Raw genomic sequence first — 22,301 nt, 5'->3', positions numbered from 1 at the left:
AGTAAAAATAGACCTGTGCAAGTTTGTTGCCGACAGCCGACAGCCGACAGCCGACAGCCGACAGCCATCAAACCACAAACGGCCTGATCACCCGTGCGTTAAATTTTTTCAACTGCACGAATAGCTGGTTCAGCATGTCGTCGTCCTTGTAGATGCCGATAATGGTACCGCCGGAGCCGGCAAATTTGGCGGAGGCACCGCAGGCGCGTGCTGCATTGATCAGCTTCTTGTTGGATTCGGGGACGTTATAAATTTTACAACGCAGGTCGAAATTTTCATTCATGAGCTGGTGCAGATCGTCCGGGCGGCCTTCCAGCAATGCCGTTCGGCCGTCTTCGGCTTTCTGTGCGATTTGGGCCAGTACGTCGATCACCTCTTTTTCCCCGCGGTCGTAGCGCGTGCGCACGTCGTTGTGCACCTTGCCTGAAACTTTGCTGAGATTGGTATTGTAGGCCACATACAGTTTCGGCAGCAGCTCAGGGTTAATGCGCTCGTAACGGCCGTGGCCCTGTGTCTGGATCATCGTTTTATCAAAATCCATATACACACAACCTTCGTAACACTGGATCACGCGGTCCTGCAAGCCGGCGGTAATGCCGAGCTCTTCGGTTTCGGTTACCATTACCAGCTGCGGCAGTATTTCGAGGGGTATTTCGACCTTGTAAAATTGCATCAATGCCCGGAACAATGCGACGATGATCGCGCTGGAACCCGACATGCCGACCTGCCGCGGGATCGACGAACGGTAACGGACGGTAAAGTTCTTGTTGGGAAGCCGGATACCATTCTCTTCGCAATAGTCGCCGAATTTTTTGATACCGGCTTTAATGAGCGGGATACCGCCGTTGTAGCCCAGCATATTCACCGAATCGCGGAGGTGAAAAATGCTCCGGAAGGTATTCAGATCCTGCGGTTGCGGCTCGATATGCAGCTCGGGCGATTCGTACAGCGAGACGGAAGCACCGAAATTTCTTACAGATATGGAAATCGTCTTGCCGAAAAAGCCATCGGAAGGATTGCCTAAAAGCCCCGCACGGGCATAGGCGCGTGTTTCAATGATCAATGTAAATGCGTGTTTAACCGGAAGTAATAACTATCTGGACGATAAAATGCCATTTTGCCCCTATAAGCAGGTATTTCAAATTTTTACCCAATACAACTTGAAATCTATGAACGAACCGGCTGGAAACAAAAAAAGCGCGGATAAAAATATCCACGCTTTTAGTAAGAGGAACGGTTTATTGATTTATTGCTTTACAACCTGAACGTTCGCGATCAGCTTCACCTCGTCGCCTACGACCACGCCGCCCGCTTCGGTTACCGCGCTCCATTCGAGGCCGAACTCTTTCCGGTTGATTTTACCTGAAATCTCGAAGCCCGACTTGTTGTTGCCGTAAAAGTCGGTCATGTTACCACCATATTCTACCGCAAAATCGACTGGTTTGGTAATACCTTTTACAGTTAGGTCACCATGCAGTTTATAGCTGTCACCGCCTTTTTTAGACAGTTTACCTGTAAACGACAGTTTAGGGTGGTTCTCGGCATCGAAGAAATCGGCCGATTTCAGGTGCTGGTCGCGTTGTTCCTGCTTGGTATCTATGCTTTCTACATCCGCAGAAAAATGGACGGTTGCGCCGTCGAAGTCTTCATTTTCAGTCTCAACCCCACCTTCGAAGCTGTTGAATGCGCCGGTTACAGTGGAGATTACCAGGTGTTTCACTTTAAACTGGATTTCGGAATGTGTTGGATCGATTACCCATTTAGTAGTAGCCATTGTCTTTATTGTTTTTATGTGTATTGACATTTAATGTATATACATCTATTTGTAAATATTAGTTTCAAATGCATAAAAAAAATCCCGAAAAAAATTATTCCGGGATTTCAGGGACTATTTTGAGTGCTGTTATTGAGGCATTTCGAAGATTTTGGGGTCTATTTTAGGGTTTACTTCGAGGGAAGTAATTCTAAGGCCCATCTTCGTGCCTGGCATCGCCGAGGTGGTTACTTCGGACATAAACGGATAATAGATGCCGTCCACTGCCCGGAAATCGGATTGGATGTTTTCCGACATCACATCCTGCCCGTTCATCTTCGTCTGGGCAACGATTTTCAGGATGTAAAAGGTGTCTTTCGAAATGTAGTTGATCCGCCGGACGCCGTTGGGCAAAATCATGGTCACCTTGTATACCTTTGCGCCGGCGAGGTCTTCCTCACCGTCGAGCGTCAGTTTGTAGCCTTTTTCCTTATAATTATACAGACCGGTAAGGTCGGTTTCATTTGCCATCGATTTTACCGCATCCTCGGGAAGTGCTGTGGGTTTCGTATTGCCGGTCGCGGGGTTAATGCTCCAACCCTTGTCGCCATTGACAGCCTGCACGACAGTCATGCCCTGCACAGTGCTCTCACTTCTGAAACCTTTGTTTTGAACGATCGTCGTCGTGATAGGCACTTTCATATTCATAATGTCCATCTCCGCGGTGATCTTCATGCTTTGCAGTTTGCCGAGATTGTCACCCCCCCATGGCTTTCACGTGTTTGGCTACAATGTCGTCGAGATTCTGCGCGTTCATGGCGTTGCCAATGCAGGTAAAAACCAGGAATGCGAGTAGTTTGAAAAGGCTTTTGGAATGTTGCATATGGTGTGGTTGGTTGGTAATGTTTGTCAGTTGTTGTCAAGAATAGTCAAGAATAGTCAGGAGTAGTCAGGAGTAGTCAGGTGTTGTCAGGAGTAGTCAGGTGTTGTCAGGTGTTGTCAGGTGGTTAGGGTATTAGTAAATAAACAAAAAAACGGCCGGATTGTTGCGATCCGGCCGTTTGGAATATGGTTGAAGGTAACCCTAGTTTTTCAATGCTTCGGCACCGCCTACGATTTCGAGGATCTCTTTCGTGATCGCTGCCTGACGCGTACGGTTGTAGATCAGACGCAGTTCTTTCAGCAGCTCCTGGGCGTTTTCCGTTGCTTTGTCCATCGCTGTCATACGTGCTCCCTGTTCCGATGCATTGGATTCTAGAACGGCACGGTATAACTGGATTTTCAGCGATTTCGGAATTAATTCCGCGAGGATTTCCTCTTCGGTCGGTTCGAAAATATAGTTAACCTCGGTCTTTTTCGACCTGGTCGATTTGTTTTCAGCTACGATCGGCAAATACGGGTCGGTGTGGATGATCTGTGTCGCCACGTTTTTAAATTCGTTGTACACGATGTCCACAGCGTCGTAACGGCCTTCCGAGAAATCCCTCATGATTTCTTCGGCTGCGCTTTTCACGTTTACAAAGCTCAAACGGCCGAAAAGGTCGGTATAAGCTGTATTCACGGTGAAGCCGCGGCGTACGAGCGATTCCGCGCCTTTTTTACCGATGGCAAAAATCTCTACATTTCCCTTCGCCGCCTGAGCCGCATATTTCGACTCGATCAGCTGGATAGTAGCTTTGATAATATTGGTATTGAATGCTCCGCACAATCCACGGTCGGAGGTTACGACTACGATCAGCACCTTTTCTACCGGGCGAACGGCTTTCAACGGGCTGTCGGCAGCGCTTTCCGATCCTGACGAAACTGTCAGAAGCATTTCACCAAGCTTCTGTGCGTAGGGGCGCATTTGCAGAATGCTGTCCTGTGCACGACGCAGCTTGGCTGCCGCCACCATTTTCATGGCTTTGGTGATCTGCTGTGTGGAATTAACCGAAACGATACGGTTACGTACTTCTTTTAAGCTGGCCATTTTCTGGGTGTTTTAAGCGATCCGGTGATCCTATTATATATGTACTAGGAAAATGCCGGAACGGGTCCCGCTCCGGCATTTTTACCGGTTAACGATATTTTACAGCAACTTCTTTAGCTACTTTCTCGATAACGTCTGTCACGCTGTTGTCCAGTTTTCCGGCACGCAAAGCAGCGAGTGCTTCTTTATTCTGGCTAGCCAATACGGTGGTGAAATCCTTTTCGAATTCTTTCACGCGTGCTACATCCACGTTATCCAGCAAACCTTTGGTGGATGCGTAAACGGTCGCTACCTGCAATTCAACAGGAACCGGCGCGTATTGAGCTTGTTTCAAAACTTCCTGGTTGCGGCGTCCCCGGTCGATCGCCAGCTTGGTAGCGGCATCGAGGTCGGAACCGAATTTCGCGAATGCTTCGAGCTCGCGGAACTGCGCCTGGTCCAGTTTCAGGGTGCCCGAAACTTTCTTCATCGATTTGATCTGCGCGTTACCACCCACACGTGATACCGAGATACCTACGTTGATCGCAGGACGGATACCCGAGTTGAACAGGTTGGATTCGAGGAAGATCTGGCCATCGGTGATCGAAATTACGTTCGTAGGAATGTAAGCCGAAACGTCACCAGCCTGTGTTTCGATGATCGGAAGGGCTGTCAATGAACCACCACCTTTTACTTTACCTTTCAATGAAGGCGGAAGGTCGTTCATGTTAGCAGCGATGCTGTCGTCGGCGATTATTTTCGCAGCACGCTCCAGAAGGCGGCTGTGGAGGTAGAATACGTCACCTGGGTAAGCCTCGCGGCCCGGAGGACGACGGAGGAGCAGGGACACCTCGCGGTATGCTACCGCCTGTTTCGAAAGGTCGTCGTAGATTACGAGTGCAGGACGGCCGGTGTCGCGGAAGTACTCGCCAATCGCCGCACCTGTAAACGGAGCATAGAATTGCATGGGAGAAGGATCCGAGGCAGCGGCCGCCACGATCACGGTGTAATCCATCGCGCCGTATTTGCGGAGGGTAGCTTCGATCGACTTGATAGTCGAAGCTTTCTGGCCGCAGGCTACGTAGATACAGTAAACAGGCTCTCCTTTGTCGTAGAATTCCTTCTGGTTAATGATTGTATCGATCGCTACCGCAGTTTTACCTGTCTGGCGGTCACCGATGATCAGCTCGCGTTGTCCGCGTCCGATGGGGATCATCGCGTCGATCGCTTTGATACCCGTTTGAAGCGGCTCGGTTACCGGCTGGCGATAGATAACCCCCGGCGCTTTACGCTCGATAGGCATCTCGAAAGTCTCGCCAACAATAGGTCCGTTTCCGTCGATCGGCTCGGCCAGCGTGTTCACCACACGACCGACGATTCCGTCACCCACTTTCACGGAAGCGATTTCTTTGGTACGTTTTACAGTCGCACCCTCTTTGATGTCACTGAAATCCCCCAGCAATACGGCTCCGACGTTGTCTTCCTCAAGGTTAAGAGCAAGGGCCTTAAGGCCGTTCTCGAAAACAAGCAGCTCACCTGCCTGTACCTGGGAAAGACCATAAATGCGGGCAACACCGTCACCAACCTGAAGGACTGTTCCTACTTCTTCGAGTTCTGCTTCTGATCTAGCGCCTGCAAGTTGTTCGCGCAGGATGGCCGAAACTTCATCCGGTCTAACAGATACCATAGTATAATTGACTTATTTAGAGTATAGTAGTAAGTTTTCTGAAAACTGGTGCAAAGGTAGAGTTTTATTTTGGTAAAAACATATCAATTCGGTTAAAACCTGTGATATAAAATTAGATTTTTCCAAGGAAGGGAGCGGAAGAGCGCCGCGGAGTGCTAAATTACCGTTTATCAGCTTCTAATAACATTTTTAAAACTTTTTTTAGGTACTGATTGTGTTTTTGTTGTAATTGAGATCGTTAATAACACTTACATATTAAATTTTAATCTTTTCGACCGTCCATCAGTACAATGTACAAATTAGAAAAAACCATTTTAGCAGCCCTGGCATTTGGAGTATTGGCAACCGCGGAAGGCACAGCACAGACTATCAAAAAAACAACCAAACCCGCCGCAACTGTAAAGAAATCAGCGGCAACACCTGCGAAAACAACGACAGCACCTGCAACATTGAAGACAAAGGCCGACTCTTTGTCGGCGGCAATCGGGGTAAGCTTCGCAAATTCGTTGTCCTCCCAAGGCATCAGCGATCTCAATAGCGACCTGCTCACACAGACTGTGAAAGCAGCATTGAAAGGTGAAAAAACGGCATTTACGCCTGATGAGGCAAATATGTTCATCCAGGGGTATTTCACAAAGATGATGGAAGAGAAAGGTGCCGCAGTGCGCAAGGAAGGCGAGAAGTTTTTGGAAGAAAACAAGAAAAAGGACGGCGTAGTGACGCTCGAAAGCGGCCTGCAATATCAAGTTATCAAACAAGGCGAGGGCCCTAAGCCTACCGCAACGGATAAAGTAAAGACACACTACCATGGCACATTGACTAATGGAACGGTTTTTGACAGCTCGGTCGACAGAGGCGAGCCCGTAGAGTTTCCGGTCAATGGCGTGATCAAAGGATGGACCGAGGCGCTTCAGTTAATGCCTGTCGGATCGAAATGGAAGCTTTTCATTCCATATCAGCTGGCTTACGGTGAGCGTGCGGCAGGGCCTCAGATACCGGCATATTCAGCTCTGGTGTTTGAGGTGGAATTATTGGAAATCGTAAAATAGCAAACGTGCAAATGAAAAAGTATCTTATCACTCTTATTCCGGTTGTGTTGCTGGGTTGGCAGCGGGGCCCTGTTCAGGAACGAGTGGAGCTTGACCGCGCCGGCGGCCGTCTCCATGGATGAAGATATCAAGCCGATTCCAGCGCAATACAAGGCGGAGGAAGTGGCAACGAGGATACTATCGAGCTTTCATTATAGAAAGACAAAGCTGAGCGATTCGCTTTCGGCCGCAATGTTCGATAAGTACATCGATGCGATAGACCACGGGAAGCTCTATTACCTGGCCGGCGATATCGCGGAATTCGAGCAGTATAAGAACTCATTCGACGATTATTTGCAAAAGAGGGAATTGGACGTTCCTTTTCAGATATATAATGTATTCAGAAAGCGCTATCAGGAACGCAGCGCTTACATTCAGACCTTGCTGAAAGAACCGAAGCCATTCGATTTTACAGAGGATGAATCCATGAATACCGACCGCGAAAAGGCAGCATGGGCCAAAAATACGGACGAACTGAACGATACCTGGCGCAAATACCTCAAAAGCGAGGCATTAGACCTCAAACTGTCGGGGAAAGCGGACACTGCCGTGATATCCACCCTGCGTGACCGCTACAAAACCCGCGACCGTGCGCTTGGCCGTATCCGTACCGAACAGGTGTTCCAGATGTTTATGAACGCCTATGCCGAGTCGCTCGATCCGCACACCAGCTATATGGCGCCTACTTCGGCGGACCGTTTCAAGCAGGAAATGAGCCAGTCGCTGGAAGGTATCGGCGCATTGCTTCGTGAAGAGGATAATTATATCAAAATCGTCGAAGTAATCCCTGGCGGGCCGGCATTCAAAGGAAAACAACTTAAGAAAGAAGACAAGATCATCGGTGTTGCTCAGGGCGATGAAGGTAAATTTGTCGACATCGTCGGCTGGTTTGTGGACGACGCGGTGAAATTGATCAAAGGGCCCAAAGCGACCGTCGTACGTTTACAGGTAATCTCTGCGGATGCATTGCCGGGCGCGCCGCCGAAGGAATACCGCCTTGTTCGCGAGAAGATCAAGCTGGAAGAGCAGCGTGCGAAGAGCGAAATAGTTTCTATCAATAATGGTAATAAGGACTACAAGATCGGTGTGATCGACATTCCGCTGTTCTATCGGGATTTTGAAGGCGCACAGCACCGCGAAAAGGAGTTTTCGAGCACAACCCGCGACGTTCAGAAACTGATTACCGATTTGCAGGCATCGAACGTGGATGGGATCGTCATCGATCTTCGCAATAACGGAGGCGGTTCGTTAACCGAGGCGGTTTCGTTGACCGGACTGTTCATTAACCGCGGCCCGGTTGTACAGGTCAAGGAAAGTCAGGGAGAAGTGGAAGTACAGTCGGATAATGATCCTGGCATCGCCTACGACGGCCCGTTGGCCGTGATGGTGAACCGTTTCAGTGCTTCGGCTTCCGAAATTTTCGCGGCGGCGATCCAGGATTACAAACGGGGCGTGATCGTCGGCGAGCAAACTTATGGTAAAGGAACCGTTCAAACGCTGATCGACCTGAACCAATGGGTGCCGAAAGAGCCGGAACAGCTTGGGCAGGTAAAACTTACCGTTGCGAAATTCTACCGCATTAACGGCAGCAGTACACAGCTGAAAGGAGTGACGCCGGATCTGGAACTGCCCACCGCATTCAAAGTAAATGAATATGGAGAAGGCTCACAACCGAGCGCACTGCCCTGGGACCAGATCGCATCATCGGACTACAAGGTGACCGGCAATGTCAATCCGAAGATCATCGAGCAGATTCGCGACAAATACAAGCACCGGCTCAAAACCGACGAGGAATTGAAAACGCTTGTAAAAACGCTGGAAGATTTCAAGCAGGCGCGTGAAAACAAGATCGTGTCGTTGCAGGAGTCGAAACGCAAGGCAGAGCGCGAGGAAGCTGAAAAGAAACGCGCGGCTATGAAACAGCTCGGGGAGGATAACGTAGACGGCGACGACGAAGAGGAAACCGACCCCAAGGCCGCCGAAGCGCCGAAAGATGTGAAGAAGAAAAAGGATATTTACCTAACCGAAACCGGCAGAATACTTGCGGACCTGATCGTAATCTCGAAGGAGCCGAGTCTGGCGGGTACTAAGAAGAAGTAAAATCTGATATTTTATTGGAGCACGGGCTGTGAGGTCCGTGCTTTTTCATTTACGCGGGGCCGATTCGTCCATGGTGTCGATCTCAGCTTGGCTTTTATTTACATATTTTTCATAAAAGGTTTCCATTTCGGCACTGTTACTGAAACCAAGGTACCTGGCGATTTTGTCGGCAACCGCCCTTGAAATGCGTGTCTTGCCATTTTCCAACTTACTTACCGACTGTTGCCGAACCTCTAAGAGGTCGGCGATTTCAGCTTGCTTAACACCTTTCATCATGCGTACCGCACGAATCGTTCGGGAAAAATTTGCCATATAAGCGCGAGTGTGTGGAGGAAGGAATACTGCAAAGTATATCATTTACAGTTGATGATCAAGTTGTAAAGTACAACCGGCGTAGGTGTAAAGTACAACCGGTTCTTTTTTTGTGTGCTAAAAATAGATTCGTCTCTTTGTAGAGTTATCTCCATTGATCATTTCTATTTACTGCCATGAAAAAACTTTTAACTAGCTGCGCATGCCTTTTTTGTTCTGTTTCGGCCTTCGCACTTCAGATGGCTCTTGTCCAAAAGGAAAGCGTTTGCAAGAACATATTACTTGCACAAAAACTGCCTTTTCCGGTCGGCGCTGATTCTGCCGCGCCTGATACGATTTCCGAAAATCTTTTCGACGAGCTTAATAACCCGCCAGCGAGCGAAACAAGTCTATTATCCTCTTCAGATAAGGAGCTGCGCTATCTGGCAATCGGCGGGTCGCTGACAGCCGGCTTACGAAACGGAGGCCTTTATCGATTTGCCCAACTTACTTCTTATCCGAACTTGATTGCCAGGCAGATGGCGTTAAAGGACTTTGCCCAGCCATTGTTCAGACGCGAAGAGGCCAACGGATCCGAATATTTCAAAGAGGTACGAACAAGCCCATTTCCAACATTTCAAAAAGTAGCAGGAGGTTCAGCAATCATTCAGTCCGAGACGCTCACCTTTAATGCGTATAGTGGAAGGGTTGATAATCTTGGATTGCCGTTTGCAGGAATCTTTGCTTTCGGCGAGCGGCAGGACTGGCGGCATAATTGTGATTTAATTCCGTCGATTCCCTATGATTTTCAGTACCGCCATTTCTTTCGACGGTATCTTTCGGAGAGTGTTGATTCGCAATGGGATACCCGCGTACTTGACTATGCCTTGAGCCAGAAGTCAGATTTGTGTACAATCGAACTGGGCATTGATGACTTCATTATCTATGCGACAACAGGCGGCTATAAAACATCTTCGTTGCCATTTGCAGCCATCAATGAGGAGGGAAACCCGCTGATACATCTGTTAGTTGGGCTAAAAAATGCCAATTCAAAAGTTATCCTCGCAACTGTCCCAGACATCATCGACTTTCCGTACTTCCATTTCGTTACTCCTTCAATGGCGCGTCAACACAATGAAGGTGCGGCACTTTACGCCATGATTAGCGATGATCTCTTTGAAAAGTCAAAAGGATCTCCGCAATTCCTGGTTGAGGTAAAGGATACCGACTTGCTATTGCCCACCCAAAATGTCGAAGCGCTGTTTTCAAGCTCTGAGTGCAAGCGCGGGATATCTCCGCAAAGTCCCCTCGAAAGTAAAGATATCTTGACCGAAGACGAACTCAGTGTTTTTGATTTGAATAATTCATTAAATGACTTGATCAGAAATCTGGCTGCAAAGTTTGAATATCCCATTGTCGATCTGCACGGAATTTACAAGCGTATTTTGGATGGGCAGTTCGTTACTGACGACGGTGTCAGGATAGATCCTTCTTATCCTAACGGTAACTTCTTCTCTGATGATGGCCTGCATCCGACAGCGTTAGGACAAGCTGTGATTGCTAATGAATGGATCAAGGTTATCAACAAACACTATAATACCCGTATCCCTTTGCTGACAATTTCCGAATTCAGTCAGTTTAAAAAGCATTGACCATTTGTATATCCTTTCATTTCGAAGTCTAGATAACTATCACACTATGAAATACTATTCATTTATGAGCCTTCTGATTGTGGCCTTGCTAACAGGTGGAGATGCGTTTTCTCAAATTTCTATTTCTTGGCCTGTTGATAAAACTGTTTTTCAGAGAGGAATCAACAATAGTTTTTGGGTTGCAGGACAATGTTTAATTAGCAATTCAGATTACCAGTTACAATATCGGGTGAAACCGATAAATCTTGAAACAGGATTTGAAACCGGAGTAATTTCAATTGATTGGACAACATTTGAGTATTCAAGGCCTTATGGAGGCATATTCTCAGTTCAGGTATATGTCTCCCCGGGAATGTACAATATAGAAATCCGGGCTATAAATAATGGTTTCTCCATGGCTAGCGGAGGTGTAACAGCGGGTTTGGGGGAAGTTTTCATTATAAGCGGGCAATCGAACGCTCAAGGTGTCGCAAGTACTTTGCCTGCCGATCCCGTCTTTAAAGGAGTAGTGTCCGACACTCGGGATGAACCTTGCGATCTAAAACTGCCGCCGTTTCCTTCCATGTTTACAATAGATGTTGGGAGCAAAATAGGAATGCGAGGCCCCAACAATTGGTGCTATTCAAGGCTGGGAAAGAAGATCTCACAGAATAAGAATGTCCCCGTTGCTTTTTTCAATGCTGCGATTGCGAATACCGGACTTAAAAATTGGATTGATGGTATTAACGGAGTGGCCACAACTTCCACTTACGGTCAATCAATTTGTTCTGGGAATGTGGGAGCACCCTACAAAATTTTAAAGAACGCATTGAATTACTATGGCTCGATGTTTGGTGTAAGAGGAGTACTCTGGCATCAAGGCGAGAACGATGCACATGACGAATGGGCGGGTTTGACAACCAGTGCACAGTATCAATCACGATTGAACACGCTAGTGAGTACTTCCAGAAATGATTTCAACGCGAATCTTGTCTGGTATATCTCGCGGGCTTCTCGCAATAACGAAACAAGCGGGTCATTCCAACCGACAAATCCTGATATAATAGCAGCTCAAAATGCAGTCGCAGGATCCAATAAATATGGCCCTCAGACAGACAATATCCAACCTCTTAGACCTACAAATTCTCCCCACTTTTCAGGAACTGGCTTACTGGATTTAGGTGATGCTTGGTATAACGAGCTTAGTGGCGGCAATTTTACGGCAAATCCATCTATTCAAGCTAATGCTTTTCCGCAAATCACCGCATCTGGAAATGGTGGAAGTGTGACATTGACTGCGCCCGCCGGGTACAGCATTTACCGATGGATGAGCGGCCAGTATACTCGATTTGATGACCCGCCATTCGCAACTACACAGAGTATAACCGTCTCGTCTGGGGTATACAGGTGCTATATGGCACAAGCAGGAAACAAGAATGTCGTTGTATCGCAGGCCATTTATACGCCGCTACCATCAGGCTCTTTTCGGATGTCCGCCGAGGAGATGGTTTCAACGGTCGATTACGGGCAGATACTTCATGTAAGTCCTAATCCCGCGAATGACCAGGTTAATATTGAATTTGGGGTCAATTCCCCCGCTACTGTCAGACTTGAAATTGTCGATGAACGTGGTGCAATCATAACCACCATCGCAGATAACTACCACGCAGTTGGGGCTTACCAATACCCTTTTGACCTGACGAATCTAGCCGCAGGAGCCTATATATGCAGAGTTAAGATTGGAGATCTGTTTTTGAGTAAGAAGTTTGTCAAACTTAACAGATAGAGGTATGTGGTCTTTATGTATTGCCAGATATAACTTTTCGTTGACGAGATTTCTGCCATGGCTTCTCGCATTCTTTTGCGCATGTGAGAAACGGGATATTCTACCTGGCGACAAACCCCGCATCGTGGAAATGGAAGTTGTGGGATTCGACAAAAAGAATGTCTCTATCAATCAAGTGAAAAATATCATCACTATCGAACTACCCGAGGGGATGAATCACTCACTATTGTACACGAAAGTCAAGCTAACAAAAGGAGCAGAGCTGGTGCCAAGAATGTACGGCACTCGAATAGATTTGATTTCCGGCTCGCAAGAAGATAAATTTTTCATGGTTACCCGAAAGGATGCCGGGATGATGCCAGATACAGTCAAATATGCATTTCAATTTATTCAAAACGCACCTTTAAGGATCGAACTGGCCGATGAACACAAAGAAAATCAATATCAGATAGCCCGTGGTGAACCGCTGTATATTAAAGTGGGGAATTTCCTGGATGGATCACCCGGCGAAATTCGTTTGGAACATCAGTTGGACCCGGCTGCACCAGCGATAACCATAGGTGGTTGCGACTTTGGATTTGGAGAACATTCACAGTCGGGCACGCTGGATGGGCAATTGGAATTAGTAATCCCCCTTGCTACTCCCATCGTGCCAGGGCCCTATACGGTGTCGTTCCGCAAAAAAAATGGTCGGATGGCGACGGCATCAAAACCTCTTGTATTGACGAAAGGGCCCATTCGATTGTCGTGGAGCGGTTACCTGCCTCAACGTTCGATTAATGGTGCACCTGTCACGATTACCGGATATAACTTGTATGAAAGTAATAATCTGGCTATTGTACTTATCGATACCGAGGGAAAGAAACATCAAACGAAAATCACGAAATATGACCCATTCGGACAGAGCCTGACATTTGATCCTGGTCGTAACATCAAGCCGGGCTATTACACTTTGCAGATATTTACAAACGGAAAATTAGCCTCTTATTATGATGGAACCTGGGCCTTTCAAAATTATCGGTTTGCAGTGACGAAAACCTCGCAACAGCCATTCATAATGATTTTTGAAAGGTCAAATGACAAAAATCAAGAGTATGCTGACGTCTACAAGTATCTGGAAAAGCCAGTGACTTTCAAAAAAGAGGTAGAAACAGGAGACTTACGCTGGGGATTGGCAAATCGGACAACTTCAAGACTCTGGTTCGATGTGGAACTGGAATCCATTACTCAGCCGGGCTACGTTAAGCGAACAGACATTTGGATAAGGAATTTGAGCACATATCAGGAAGGTGCCGAACGTATGCTTGGAGACGCGTTTTATCCCAATTACCTGCCCGGGAAATATCGCATGCGTGTGGTTGTCACAAACCCGGAGACACATGAGGAGTACAAAAGCGAACCATTCGAACGCGTGGTGGAAATAAAGTAGGGTTATACCAGGAAGGTGAAAATCTTCCTGGTATAATTAAGAATCTACTCCCAGCCTCCGCCAAGCGCCCTATACAACTCCACCAACGCCAGAAATTGTTCTTTCTGCACATTGGTCAGGTTCAACTCCTCTTGCAAGACGCTCCGCTGTGCGGTGATCACTTCCAGGTAGGAAGCATAGCCGGTCAAAAACAGGTCTTTCGAAGTTGCTACGGCTTGTTGCAGCACTTCTACCTCCTGCTTTTTCAACTCGCCGATTTGTTTGGTGTTTTCCAGCTTTTTAAGGCTGGTGCTTACCTCGCGGAATCCATTCAGAACGGATTTGTTATAAGCGTAGAGCGCTTCCAGGCTTGCCGCTTCGGCGCGTTTCCGGTTCGCTTTTAATGCCTTTCGATTGATCAAAGGGGCTGTTAGTCCGCCAAGCGCGGTATATGCTAGCGAACCGGAAGAAAAAAGCAGGTTGCTTTTAAATGCACTGAATCCCAGGGCTGCGGTAATATTCAACGAGGGCAGGAACGCCAGTTGTGCCGCCTGTTGCTCCGAATAGTTGGCAAGCAGATCGAGCTGCGCCTGCTGAATATCCGGTCTTCTTTTCAACATCTGGGCGGGTATACCGGCACTAACGACCGCCGGTATTACCTGGTCGAGCGTGGTGCTTCTTGTAACGGGTTGCGGGAAGCGTCCGGCAAGCAGGTTTACATTGTTTTCGATTTCGATGATCTTTTGCTGTACCTCATATTCGAGACTGCGGGTATTGAGCAACTGGGCTGTCAACTGCCGCACGCCGAGCTCGTTGGCACGGCCTGCTTCTTTCTGAATTTTAATGGTTTCCACGGCCGACTCCTGCAATGCGATGTTCTTGCGGATAATATCGAGCTCGGTATCCAGTGCCATCAATTCGTAATAGGAACGCGCGATTTCGGCAATAAGCCCGGTAACGATCGCCTGGCGCCCTTTTTCGCTTGCAAGGAAGCGGGTGTATGCGGCTTTTTTCTGATTTTTGAGCTTACCCCAGATATCGATCTCCCACGAGCTGCGCAAACCGACAAAATAATCGGGCAGGAAAGGCGCGGGAAGGCGCCGGTCTTCATCGATGTTTTCGGAAAAATTGGTATCGTAATTACCCACACCGTCCATGGTATAATCGCCGAATTTCCGGCCACCTCCGGATACATCGCCGGTTACCACCGGCAGCAATGCTCCATGAGCGGCCATGATGTTACTTCTTGCCATCTCAATGCGCTGAACAGCCATTTTCAGGTCCAGGTTGTTATGCAAGGCAGTGTCGATCAGCGCGGCGAGGTGCCGGTCGTTGAAGAATGTTTTCCATTGCAGCGACGCGATGCCGCTGGAATCGGCTTGTCCTGCGAATGTCGCCGGTGTTGTAATTTGTGCACGTTGCTCCACAGGTCGCATCATTTTACAACCCGATACCGAAATCAGCATTGCAGCGAACCACAGGCCGGAAGCGTAGTTTTTATTTCTTTTCATCAATATAAAATCTGATTGGAAAGCCGCAGGGACATGCCCCGCGGCCAAAACTGGATTCGAGGGGGCTTAATGCAGCAATGCTTCTTCCTCCGTAGCCACTACCGAAGGAGGCGTCTTTTTCTTATTCACCATGCCCGCAAACACGACGTACAATCCCGGAATGATGATCACCCCGAAAACAGTACCGATAAGCATGCCGCCCGCAGCCGTCGTACCGATAGACCGGTTGCCGATCGCCCCTGCGCCGGAAGCCATTACAAGCGGAATAAGCCCAGCCACGAATGCGAATGAGGTCATCAAAATCGGCCGGAGACGCTCGGTAGCACCCTCCAATACCGCTTCGATGACCGTGCGGCCTTCTTTTTGCCGGATAATCGCATATTCCACTATCAGGATCGCGTTTTTACCCAGGAGGCCTATCAGCATGACCAGCGACACCTGCGCGTAAATGTTGTTTTCCAGCCCCATTAATTTCAGGGCGAGGAATGCTCCGAAAACACCTGTCGGAAGCGAAAGGATAACCGGCAGCGGCAGCAGGAAGCTTTCATACTGCGCTGCGAGCAGCAGATATACAAAGACAAGACAGATTGCGAATATGAAAACCGCCTGGTTTCCCGACAGGATCTCTTCGCGCGTCATACCCGACCAGTCGTAGGTGTAGCCTTTCGGCAGGCTGGTGGCGGCGACGCGTTCCACCGCCTTGATGGCGTCACCACTACTATACCCCGGTGCGGCATCGCCGTTGATCATGGCCGACGTATACATATTATAGCGCGTCAGCAATTCGGGGCCGTACACTCTTTCGAGTCTGATAAAAGTGGACAACGGCACCATCTCGCCGCGGTTATTTTTGACGTATAATTTGAGAATATCCTCGGGGTTTTTCCGGAAGCTCGCATCGGCCTGCACCATTACTTTGTACATCTGCCCGAAACGGATGAAGTTGGACGCATAATAGCTACCGATCATGGTTTGGAGCGTGCCCATTGCAACATCTACCGAGACGCCCTTTTTAGCGGCAATGTCCGAATCGACGTGGATCATATATTGAGGAAAGCTCGCATCGAAACTACTGAATGCGGCGGCGATCTCCGGTGTTGCGGCGAGGTCTTTGATAAACTTATTGGTAACCTCGGCGGTTTTTTGCAGGTCCTCATTACCCGAACGGTCCTGCAAGCGCAGCTCGAAGCCGCTGGAGTTACCAAAGCCAGGTACCGTCGGAGGAGGGAAGAACTGGATTTCCGCATCAGTGATATGCTTCGTTTTGGCTTCCATTTCTTTGATAATGTCCTGTACGGAAGCTTTCCGCTGATCCCACGGTTTCAGGTTGATCATGGCCATCCCGTACGATGAGCCCGCCGATTCGGTTAGAAGGCTGTAACCCGAGAGGGAAGAAACTGATTCCACAGGTTCGAGGCTTTCGGCTACTTTCTGAATTTCGTCGAGAACCGCTTCGGTACGTTCCACAGTGGCGCCAACAGGCGTTGTGACGTTAACGTTGATCACGCCCTGGTCTTCGGTTGGAATAAACCCGGTTGGCAAAACGGTGTTGATGCCGAAAGTAGCAACGCAGAACCCGATCAGCAAGCCGACGGTAATCATTCTGCGGCCGACAATCGAGGCCAGAAGTTTGCGGTAGCCGCTTTGAACACCGTTATAGCCTTTGTTGAACCCATTGAAGAACCGTGTGAGCGGGTTGTTTTTAACCGGTTGCCCGTGCGTGTTTTTCAGCATTAATGCGCATAATGCAGGCGTGAGCGTGAGTGCATTGATACCGGAAATGACAATGGAAATCGCCAGGGTAATGGAAAACTGCCGGTAGAAAATCCCAACCGGCCCGGACATGAACGCTACCGGGACAAATACCGCGGACATTACCAGCGTGATCGCGATGATCGCCCCGCTCATTTCTTTCATCGATTCAATGGTCGCGGTTTTGGCGTCCAGATGCTTTTCGGCCATCTTGGCGTGCACCGCCTCGACGACCACAATGGCATTATCGACCACAATACCGATCGCCAGTACCAATGCAAAAAGCGTCAGCAGGTTGATGGAGAACCCGAAAAGCTGCATGAATGCAAATGTCCCCACCAGCGCCACCGGTACCGCGAGAGCGGGGATGAGCGTCGAGCGGAAGTCCTGCAAAAACAGATACACGATCAGGATTACCAAAATAAATGCCTCGATGAGCGTGCGGATAACCTCGTGAATGGAGGCGTCGAGGAAGCGCGAAACGTCGTAGGATACGAAATAGTCCATTCCGGGAGGAAATGTGGTCTTTTTCAGTTCCGCGACTTTGTTTTTGATGTTCCGGATCACCTCCTGGGCATTGGAGCCCGGGCGTTGCTTGATCATAATGGAAGCAGAAGGCCGTCCGTTTGATTTGGAGGCCATATCGTATTCCAGCGTACCGAATTCGATCTTGGCGACGTCTTTCAATTTCAGGATAGAGCCGTCGGGATTCGAGCGCAGCACGATGTTTTCGTATTGCGCCGGTTCGAACAGTTTGCCGGTATATTTCAATACATATTGCAATACGTTCTTTTCACGGCCGGAGCTCACACCGGTTTTTCCGGGCGCCGCCACGACGTTCTGGTCGCGGATGGCCTGGATAACCTCGTCGGCGGAGACATTGTAGCTGTTCATGCGGTCGGGTTGGAGCCATACGCGCATGGAGTAGTCTTTGCTACCCATGATCTGCGCGCGGCCCACGCCGTCGATCCTTTTCAGCTCTTTGAGAATATTGATATCGGCGAAGTTGTACACAAAATCCTCGCCCACGGTGGTGTCGGAGCTCATGATATCCAGGTACATGAGCATACTATTTACCTCTTTTTCGGTCTTTACACCCGCCTTGATAACTTCTTCCGGAAGTTCGTCGATCACCGTTTGCACACGGTTCTGTACATTCACCGCGGCCAGATCGGGGTCGACGCCCACGTTGAATGAAATATTGATCGTGGTAACACCGTCGTTACCCGATACGCTGGTCATGTAAGTCATGCCGGGCACCCCATTGATCGCCTTTTCGAGCGGGACAGCCACGGCGTCGACGCATACCTCGGCGTTGGCGCCGGTATAAGTCGCGGTTACGACCACCGACGGAGGCACGATATCGGGAAATTGGGATACGGGCAGTTCCAGAACCGCCAGCACCCCGAGCAAGGTTATGAAGATAGAGATGACCAGTGAGAGCACCGGTCGCTCGATGAATTTTTGAAACATAATCTACAATTCAGATGGGAGAAGAAATGCTACCGTGCGGTAAGCTCGATTTTTTCGGCCGACACGTCGGTGGTATCGATGGAAATTGTCCTGGGCTTGATGGTAGCACCATCCCTCAACGACTGAATGCCCTCGTAAACAATCGTTTCTCCCGGTTCCAGGCCTGATTTGACTACATAAAAAGTAGAAAGCCGCGACTGCGGTACAAAACTGCGCGTTTTGACCTTGTTGTCTTTTCCCAGCACATATACGAAGTTCTTGTCCTGGATTTCGAAAGCGGCCTTTTGAGGGATCAAGATCGCGTTTTCCACCGTGTTGGTAAGACGGATCGTGCCCGTAGAGCCGTGTTTCAGCAATTTTTCGGGGTTGGCGAAACGGGCGCGGAACGCGATAGACCCCGTGCCTTCATCGAACGCTCCTTCCATCGTTTCAATGGTCCCTTTGTGTTTGAAAAAAGAACCATCGGCCAGTTCCAGCTCCACAACTGCGTTTTTGGTCGGCGCATTGCCTCTCGCTTTTACATATTCCAGGTATTCGTTTTCGGATACATTGAAATACGCGAACACCGTTTTGGTGTCGGACAGCGTCGTAAGCAATGTCCCCTCGTCGATCAGGCTCCCCATTTTGTGCGGCAGGCGGTCGATCACGCCATCGAAAGGCGCTTTGATCACGGTATGTGCCAGCTGGATCGCCGCGTTCGACTTCTCCGACTTGGCTTCTTCTATTTTGGCGTTCGCCGCAGCCAGTTTTGCCTGTGCCACTTCCAGCTCGGTTTTTGAAACCACATTTTTATCTACGAGCAGCTTCACCCGTTTCACTTCCAGCTCGGCGCCCTTTGCTTCGGCGATCGCGTTCTGGAGCGTTGCCTTGGCTTTGGCGAGCTGTGCTTCGTATTCTTCGTTATTGATACGGAACAAAACTTGGCCCTTCTTGACTTCCTTGCCCTCGTCGACGTATACTTCTTCGAGGTAGCCTTTTACACGGGCATATATTTCGACGTTCCGCATAGCGTGGATGTTGCCCACGTACTCGCGGTGTAATTCTGTTTTTTGAGGCCTGAGCTCCGTCACGGGGATCGTCGGAATGCTGTCCTTTGTGTCGGATAAAGTTTCACTTTTCGACGCGCAGCCATAGGCGAACATGCTGACGAACAGAACGAGTGGCCATTTTAAATTTTTCATGATGATGCGTTTGTATAAATAGGTTGGCGGTAATGCAAGGGAACGGAATAGCGACGTTGCTGCACGGCGGTCCGGCAGAAACGGAATAGCATAATGCTGGTATCAGTCCGTATATGCGTGAAAGAGCATTACGGAACAGTCCGTCAGTCAGGAAAATCTCGGATTAAAGAGCGCTTGCGGCGATTTCAAAAGGGGCAAAGGCGATGGAGAAAGCTGTAATAATCGGGCAGCGTGGTTTCTCCATTGCTGACGGGCAATAGCTGGACGGACTCCCTGATGACCTTGGGAATCCTGGTGATTTCATACTGTGGCGTGGCTTGGGCTACCAGGGTCAGGAAGCGGTAGGTAGAGTGCCGGTGGCTAAGCAGGTCCGACAAGGCTTCCTTCCATTCGAACTCGTCGGCCCTTACCACCGTCTCGTTTTTACATACCGTATCGTCAATTAACACAAAATGGCCGGTCCCCGGTTTTTCCTCGACTTGATAGGGGGAAAAAGTGTCAGTTCCCAAATCGATCTTGCACGCAACAGCCCCCTGCTGCCCGATCAGCAGCGAAACGGCAAATTGTGCAAGCCAGAAAAACAATACAAAAGCTCTTTTTGTCATGATGCTGATGGAGATCAGTTCATTGAAAAATTCATACTTTTATAATGAATTCAAGAATGATTGGAACTATTGAAACGGAATTGTGATACAAACGGGTAATAGTTCAAATATAACGTTTCAAATGTACATTGCAAATTATAATAAGTGTTAATGAAAGTTAACGAATATGCCATTGCTCTGAGACTCAAAAAACTATGCCGCTTTTCGGTTCTTGAAAAACCGTTCGATTTATCAACCGTGCTACTGGGAAAAGTGTAGTTTTCAAATGCCTGCAAATTTTTCGTAAATAGTGTATATTTAACTGATCCCAATTCCGGGAGAGAATGTAATTGTCGCACTCATGGCTGTCCAACCTATTTACACCGAGCGTTTTGTGCTTACCAAAATGACGGCTGCCGATGGTGACAAGTATTTCAGGCTGAGCAATAATGACAATGTGATGAAATATGTGACCGGCTACTCGCTCACACGGGAGGAGTCGGACAAGATGCTGGCGGAATTCCTGCAGGAATACGGCATGGATACCTATCTGGGCCGGTACCTGATCGAGGACAGATATTCGGGCGAATTGATAGGCGCCGCAAAACTGGACAAAGTGGGCCCGGCGATAGAGATCGGCTACCGGGTGATGGAGGAGTTCTGGGGAAGGGGCGTAGCTACCGAAATAGCGAAAGGGCTGATACGGTTCTCGAAAAGTGTTTTGAAGGCCCGGGATGTCATCGCATTCGTAAATGTAAACAACACAGCGTCCATCCGGGTGCTGGAAAAAGCCGGTATGACCAACACCGAGCGGATCGAAGACCTTGACGAAGTCAAGTACAGGTTCAATTATTCACTACAAAATTCTCCTTCTATGAAAAAAGTGCTCTACATTATTCTGGGACTCGTTGCGCTGGTTCTTATCGCGGCTTTCATTATGCCGAAGGATTATGCAGTCGAGCGGGAAATCGTGATCAACAAACCAAAGGCAGAGGTTTTTGAATATCTTAAATCTCTCAAAAAACAGAACGACTGGAGTGTCTGGGGCCGCCGCGACCCCGATATGAAAAAGACTTTCTCGGGCACCGATGGCACGGTTGGATTTGTGTCGATGTGGGAAGGGAATGACGAAGTGGGCAAGGGGGAGCAGGAAATCACTAAAATAGAAGAGGGCCGGAGAATCGATACCCAGCTACGTTTCCTGAAACCCTTCGAAAGTACCAGCGACGCCTATATGATTACGGAGGCAATCGATTCGACGGCGACGCGTGTCCGCTGGGGGTTCCAGGGTAAAATGCCGATTCCGATGAATGTAATGCTGCCATTCTTTAACATGGAGGAGTCCATAGGAACGGATTTTCAGCAAGGATTGACCAATTTGAAGGGAATACTTGAAAAACAATGATTGACCGGCATTCCGGTCCCGGGCCGGAATGCACAAAATACCAGCAATGAGCCAAACCGACCCCCGCATCGACGCCTACATCGTCAAGTCCGCCAGTTTTGCCATCCCCATCCTCGAATACCTGCGGGCGCTTGTACACGAGACTTGCCCGCAAGTACGGGAAACCATGAAATGGAGCTTTCCGCATTTCGAATACAGGGGTAGTATCCTTTGTAGTATGGCTTCATTTAAACAGCATTGCGCATTCGGCTTTTGGCTCGAATCGCGGCTTAGTGATCCGCATAACTTGCTGGCCGTAAATGGCGAACGCGTCGGCATGGGAAGTCTCGGCAAAATAACCGCGATTGAAGATCTTCCGCCGGAGGAACATTTGAAAGGCTTCATTCAGGAAGCCATGCACCTGATCGACAGCGGCGTGAAGCTAAAAAAAGAGGATAAGCCAAGGGAACCCAGGGAATTGACAATACCGGCATACGTAACGGATGCGCTTGCAGGCAATCCGGCCGCCCAAAAGGTTTTCGAAAATTTCAGTTATTCCAATAAAAAGGAATATGTGGAGTGGTTCGAGGACGCGAAAACGAAAGCGACGCGCGAAAAACGCATCGGTCAGGCGCTCGAATGGCTGGCCGAGGGCAAGCCGCGTAACTGGAAATACATGAAGAGTCAGGCGTAGTTCATGCTGTTTCTTTGCCGCGGATTTATA

At 48.9% G+C, this 22,301-nt stretch carries 18 protein-coding genes; 7 read left to right on the top strand and 11 right to left on the bottom strand.

The annotated features are described in order from the left end of the window. Window positions 1-67: 67 nt before the first annotated feature. The 6 genes from ABV298_RS09320 to atpA form a co-directional block, all read right to left on the bottom strand. The gene (locus ABV298_RS09320; RefSeq protein ID WP_353721865.1) at window positions 68-1,063 is read right to left on the bottom strand and encodes a GHMP kinase; all 996 of its coding nucleotides are present in this window, start codon (window positions 1,061-1,063) and stop codon (window positions 68-70) included. A gap of 183 nt (window positions 1,064-1,246) precedes the next feature. Further along, a complete protein-coding gene (locus tag ABV298_RS09315) occupies window positions 1,247-1,774 on the bottom strand; it encodes a YceI family protein (RefSeq protein WP_353721864.1) in 528 nt (175 codons plus the stop codon). Window positions 1,775-1,903: 129 nt separating this feature from the next. Continuing rightward, window positions 1,904-2,488 (bottom strand): outer membrane lipoprotein-sorting protein, encoded by a 585-nt coding sequence (locus ABV298_RS09310; RefSeq protein ID WP_353721863.1) that lies wholly within the window; start codon window positions 2,486-2,488, stop codon window positions 1,904-1,906. 22 nt (window positions 2,489-2,510) lie between these two features. Further along, entirely contained in the window at window positions 2,511-2,636 is a 126-nt protein-coding gene (locus tag ABV298_RS09305; RefSeq protein WP_353721862.1) for a hypothetical protein, read from the bottom strand. A 201-nt stretch (window positions 2,637-2,837) separates the two neighbouring features. After that, window positions 2,838-3,722: an ATP synthase F1 subunit gamma gene (gene atpG, locus ABV298_RS09300; RefSeq protein WP_353721861.1), complete on the bottom strand. Its 885-nt coding sequence runs from the start codon at window positions 3,720-3,722 to the stop codon at window positions 2,838-2,840. Window positions 3,723-3,810: 88 nt separating this feature from the next. Further along, entirely contained in the window at window positions 3,811-5,388 is a 1,578-nt protein-coding gene (gene atpA / locus ABV298_RS09295; protein ID WP_353721860.1) for a F0F1 ATP synthase subunit alpha, read from the bottom strand. 290 nt (window positions 5,389-5,678) lie between these two features. Between atpA and ABV298_RS09290 the strand changes: the two genes are divergently transcribed. Both ABV298_RS09290 and ABV298_RS09285 read left to right on the top strand, forming a co-directional pair. Next, entirely contained in the window at window positions 5,679-6,437 is a 759-nt protein-coding gene (locus tag ABV298_RS09290; protein ID WP_353721859.1) for an FKBP-type peptidyl-prolyl cis-trans isomerase, read from the top strand. A 42-nt stretch (window positions 6,438-6,479) separates the two neighbouring features. Beyond that, entirely contained in the window at window positions 6,480-8,576 is a 2,097-nt protein-coding gene (locus tag ABV298_RS09285; protein WP_353721858.1) for a carboxy terminal-processing peptidase, read from the top strand. A gap of 45 nt (window positions 8,577-8,621) precedes the next feature. On the opposite strand, the gene ABV298_RS09280 is transcribed toward ABV298_RS09285, so the two are convergent. Further along, window positions 8,622-8,888, bottom strand: coding sequence for a helix-turn-helix transcriptional regulator (locus tag ABV298_RS09280; protein ID WP_353721857.1), 267 nt, complete (start codon window positions 8,886-8,888; stop codon window positions 8,622-8,624). Between the two features lie 176 nt (window positions 8,889-9,064). On the opposite strand from ABV298_RS09280, the gene ABV298_RS09275 reads away from it, so the two are divergent. From ABV298_RS09275 to ABV298_RS09265, 3 genes are all read left to right on the top strand, one after another. Further along, window positions 9,065-10,519: an SGNH/GDSL hydrolase family protein gene (locus tag ABV298_RS09275; RefSeq protein ID WP_353721856.1), complete on the top strand. Its 1,455-nt coding sequence runs from the start codon at window positions 9,065-9,067 to the stop codon at window positions 10,517-10,519. Between the two features lie 46 nt (window positions 10,520-10,565). Further along, complete coding sequence (locus ABV298_RS09270; RefSeq protein WP_353721855.1) at window positions 10,566-12,284, top strand: sialate O-acetylesterase; 1,719 nt, start codon at window positions 10,566-10,568, stop codon at window positions 12,282-12,284. A 130-nt stretch (window positions 12,285-12,414) separates the two neighbouring features. Beyond that, window positions 12,415-13,713, top strand: a complete 1,299-nt coding sequence (locus ABV298_RS09265; RefSeq protein ID WP_353721854.1) for a hypothetical protein — start codon at window positions 12,415-12,417, stop codon at window positions 13,711-13,713. A 44-nt stretch (window positions 13,714-13,757) separates the two neighbouring features. Here the strand turns inward: ABV298_RS09265 and ABV298_RS09260 are convergent, their stop codons facing one another. The 4 genes from ABV298_RS09260 to ABV298_RS09245 form a co-directional block, all read right to left on the bottom strand. Then, window positions 13,758-15,203, bottom strand: coding sequence for an efflux transporter outer membrane subunit (locus ABV298_RS09260; RefSeq protein WP_353721853.1), 1,446 nt, complete (start codon window positions 15,201-15,203; stop codon window positions 13,758-13,760). 66 nt (window positions 15,204-15,269) lie between these two features. Next, entirely contained in the window at window positions 15,270-18,428 is a 3,159-nt protein-coding gene (locus ABV298_RS09255; RefSeq protein ID WP_353721852.1) for an efflux RND transporter permease subunit, read from the bottom strand. Window positions 18,429-18,457: 29 nt separating this feature from the next. After that, window positions 18,458-19,609, bottom strand: coding sequence for an efflux RND transporter periplasmic adaptor subunit (locus tag ABV298_RS09250; RefSeq protein WP_353721851.1), 1,152 nt, complete (start codon window positions 19,607-19,609; stop codon window positions 18,458-18,460). Between the two features lie 185 nt (window positions 19,610-19,794). Beyond that, entirely contained in the window at window positions 19,795-20,214 is a 420-nt protein-coding gene (locus ABV298_RS09245; protein WP_353721850.1) for a hypothetical protein, read from the bottom strand. Window positions 20,215-20,554: 340 nt separating this feature from the next. On the opposite strand from ABV298_RS09245, the gene ABV298_RS09240 reads away from it, so the two are divergent. Continuing rightward, a complete protein-coding gene (locus ABV298_RS09240) occupies window positions 20,555-21,598 on the top strand; it encodes a GNAT family N-acetyltransferase (RefSeq protein WP_353721849.1) in 1,044 nt (347 codons plus the stop codon). Window positions 21,599-21,644: 46 nt separating this feature from the next. Beyond that, entirely contained in the window at window positions 21,645-22,271 is a 627-nt protein-coding gene (locus ABV298_RS09235) for a YdeI/OmpD-associated family protein (RefSeq protein ID WP_353721848.1), read from the top strand. The last annotated feature ends 30 nt before the right edge of the window (window positions 22,272-22,301 follow it).

This window comes from Dyadobacter sp. 676, from assembly GCF_040448675.1.
Classification (GTDB): domain Bacteria; phylum Bacteroidota; class Bacteroidia; order Cytophagales; family Spirosomataceae; genus Dyadobacter.
Note: the sequence above shows the minus strand (reverse complement) of the source record. Positions and strands in the feature narration are given on the sequence as shown.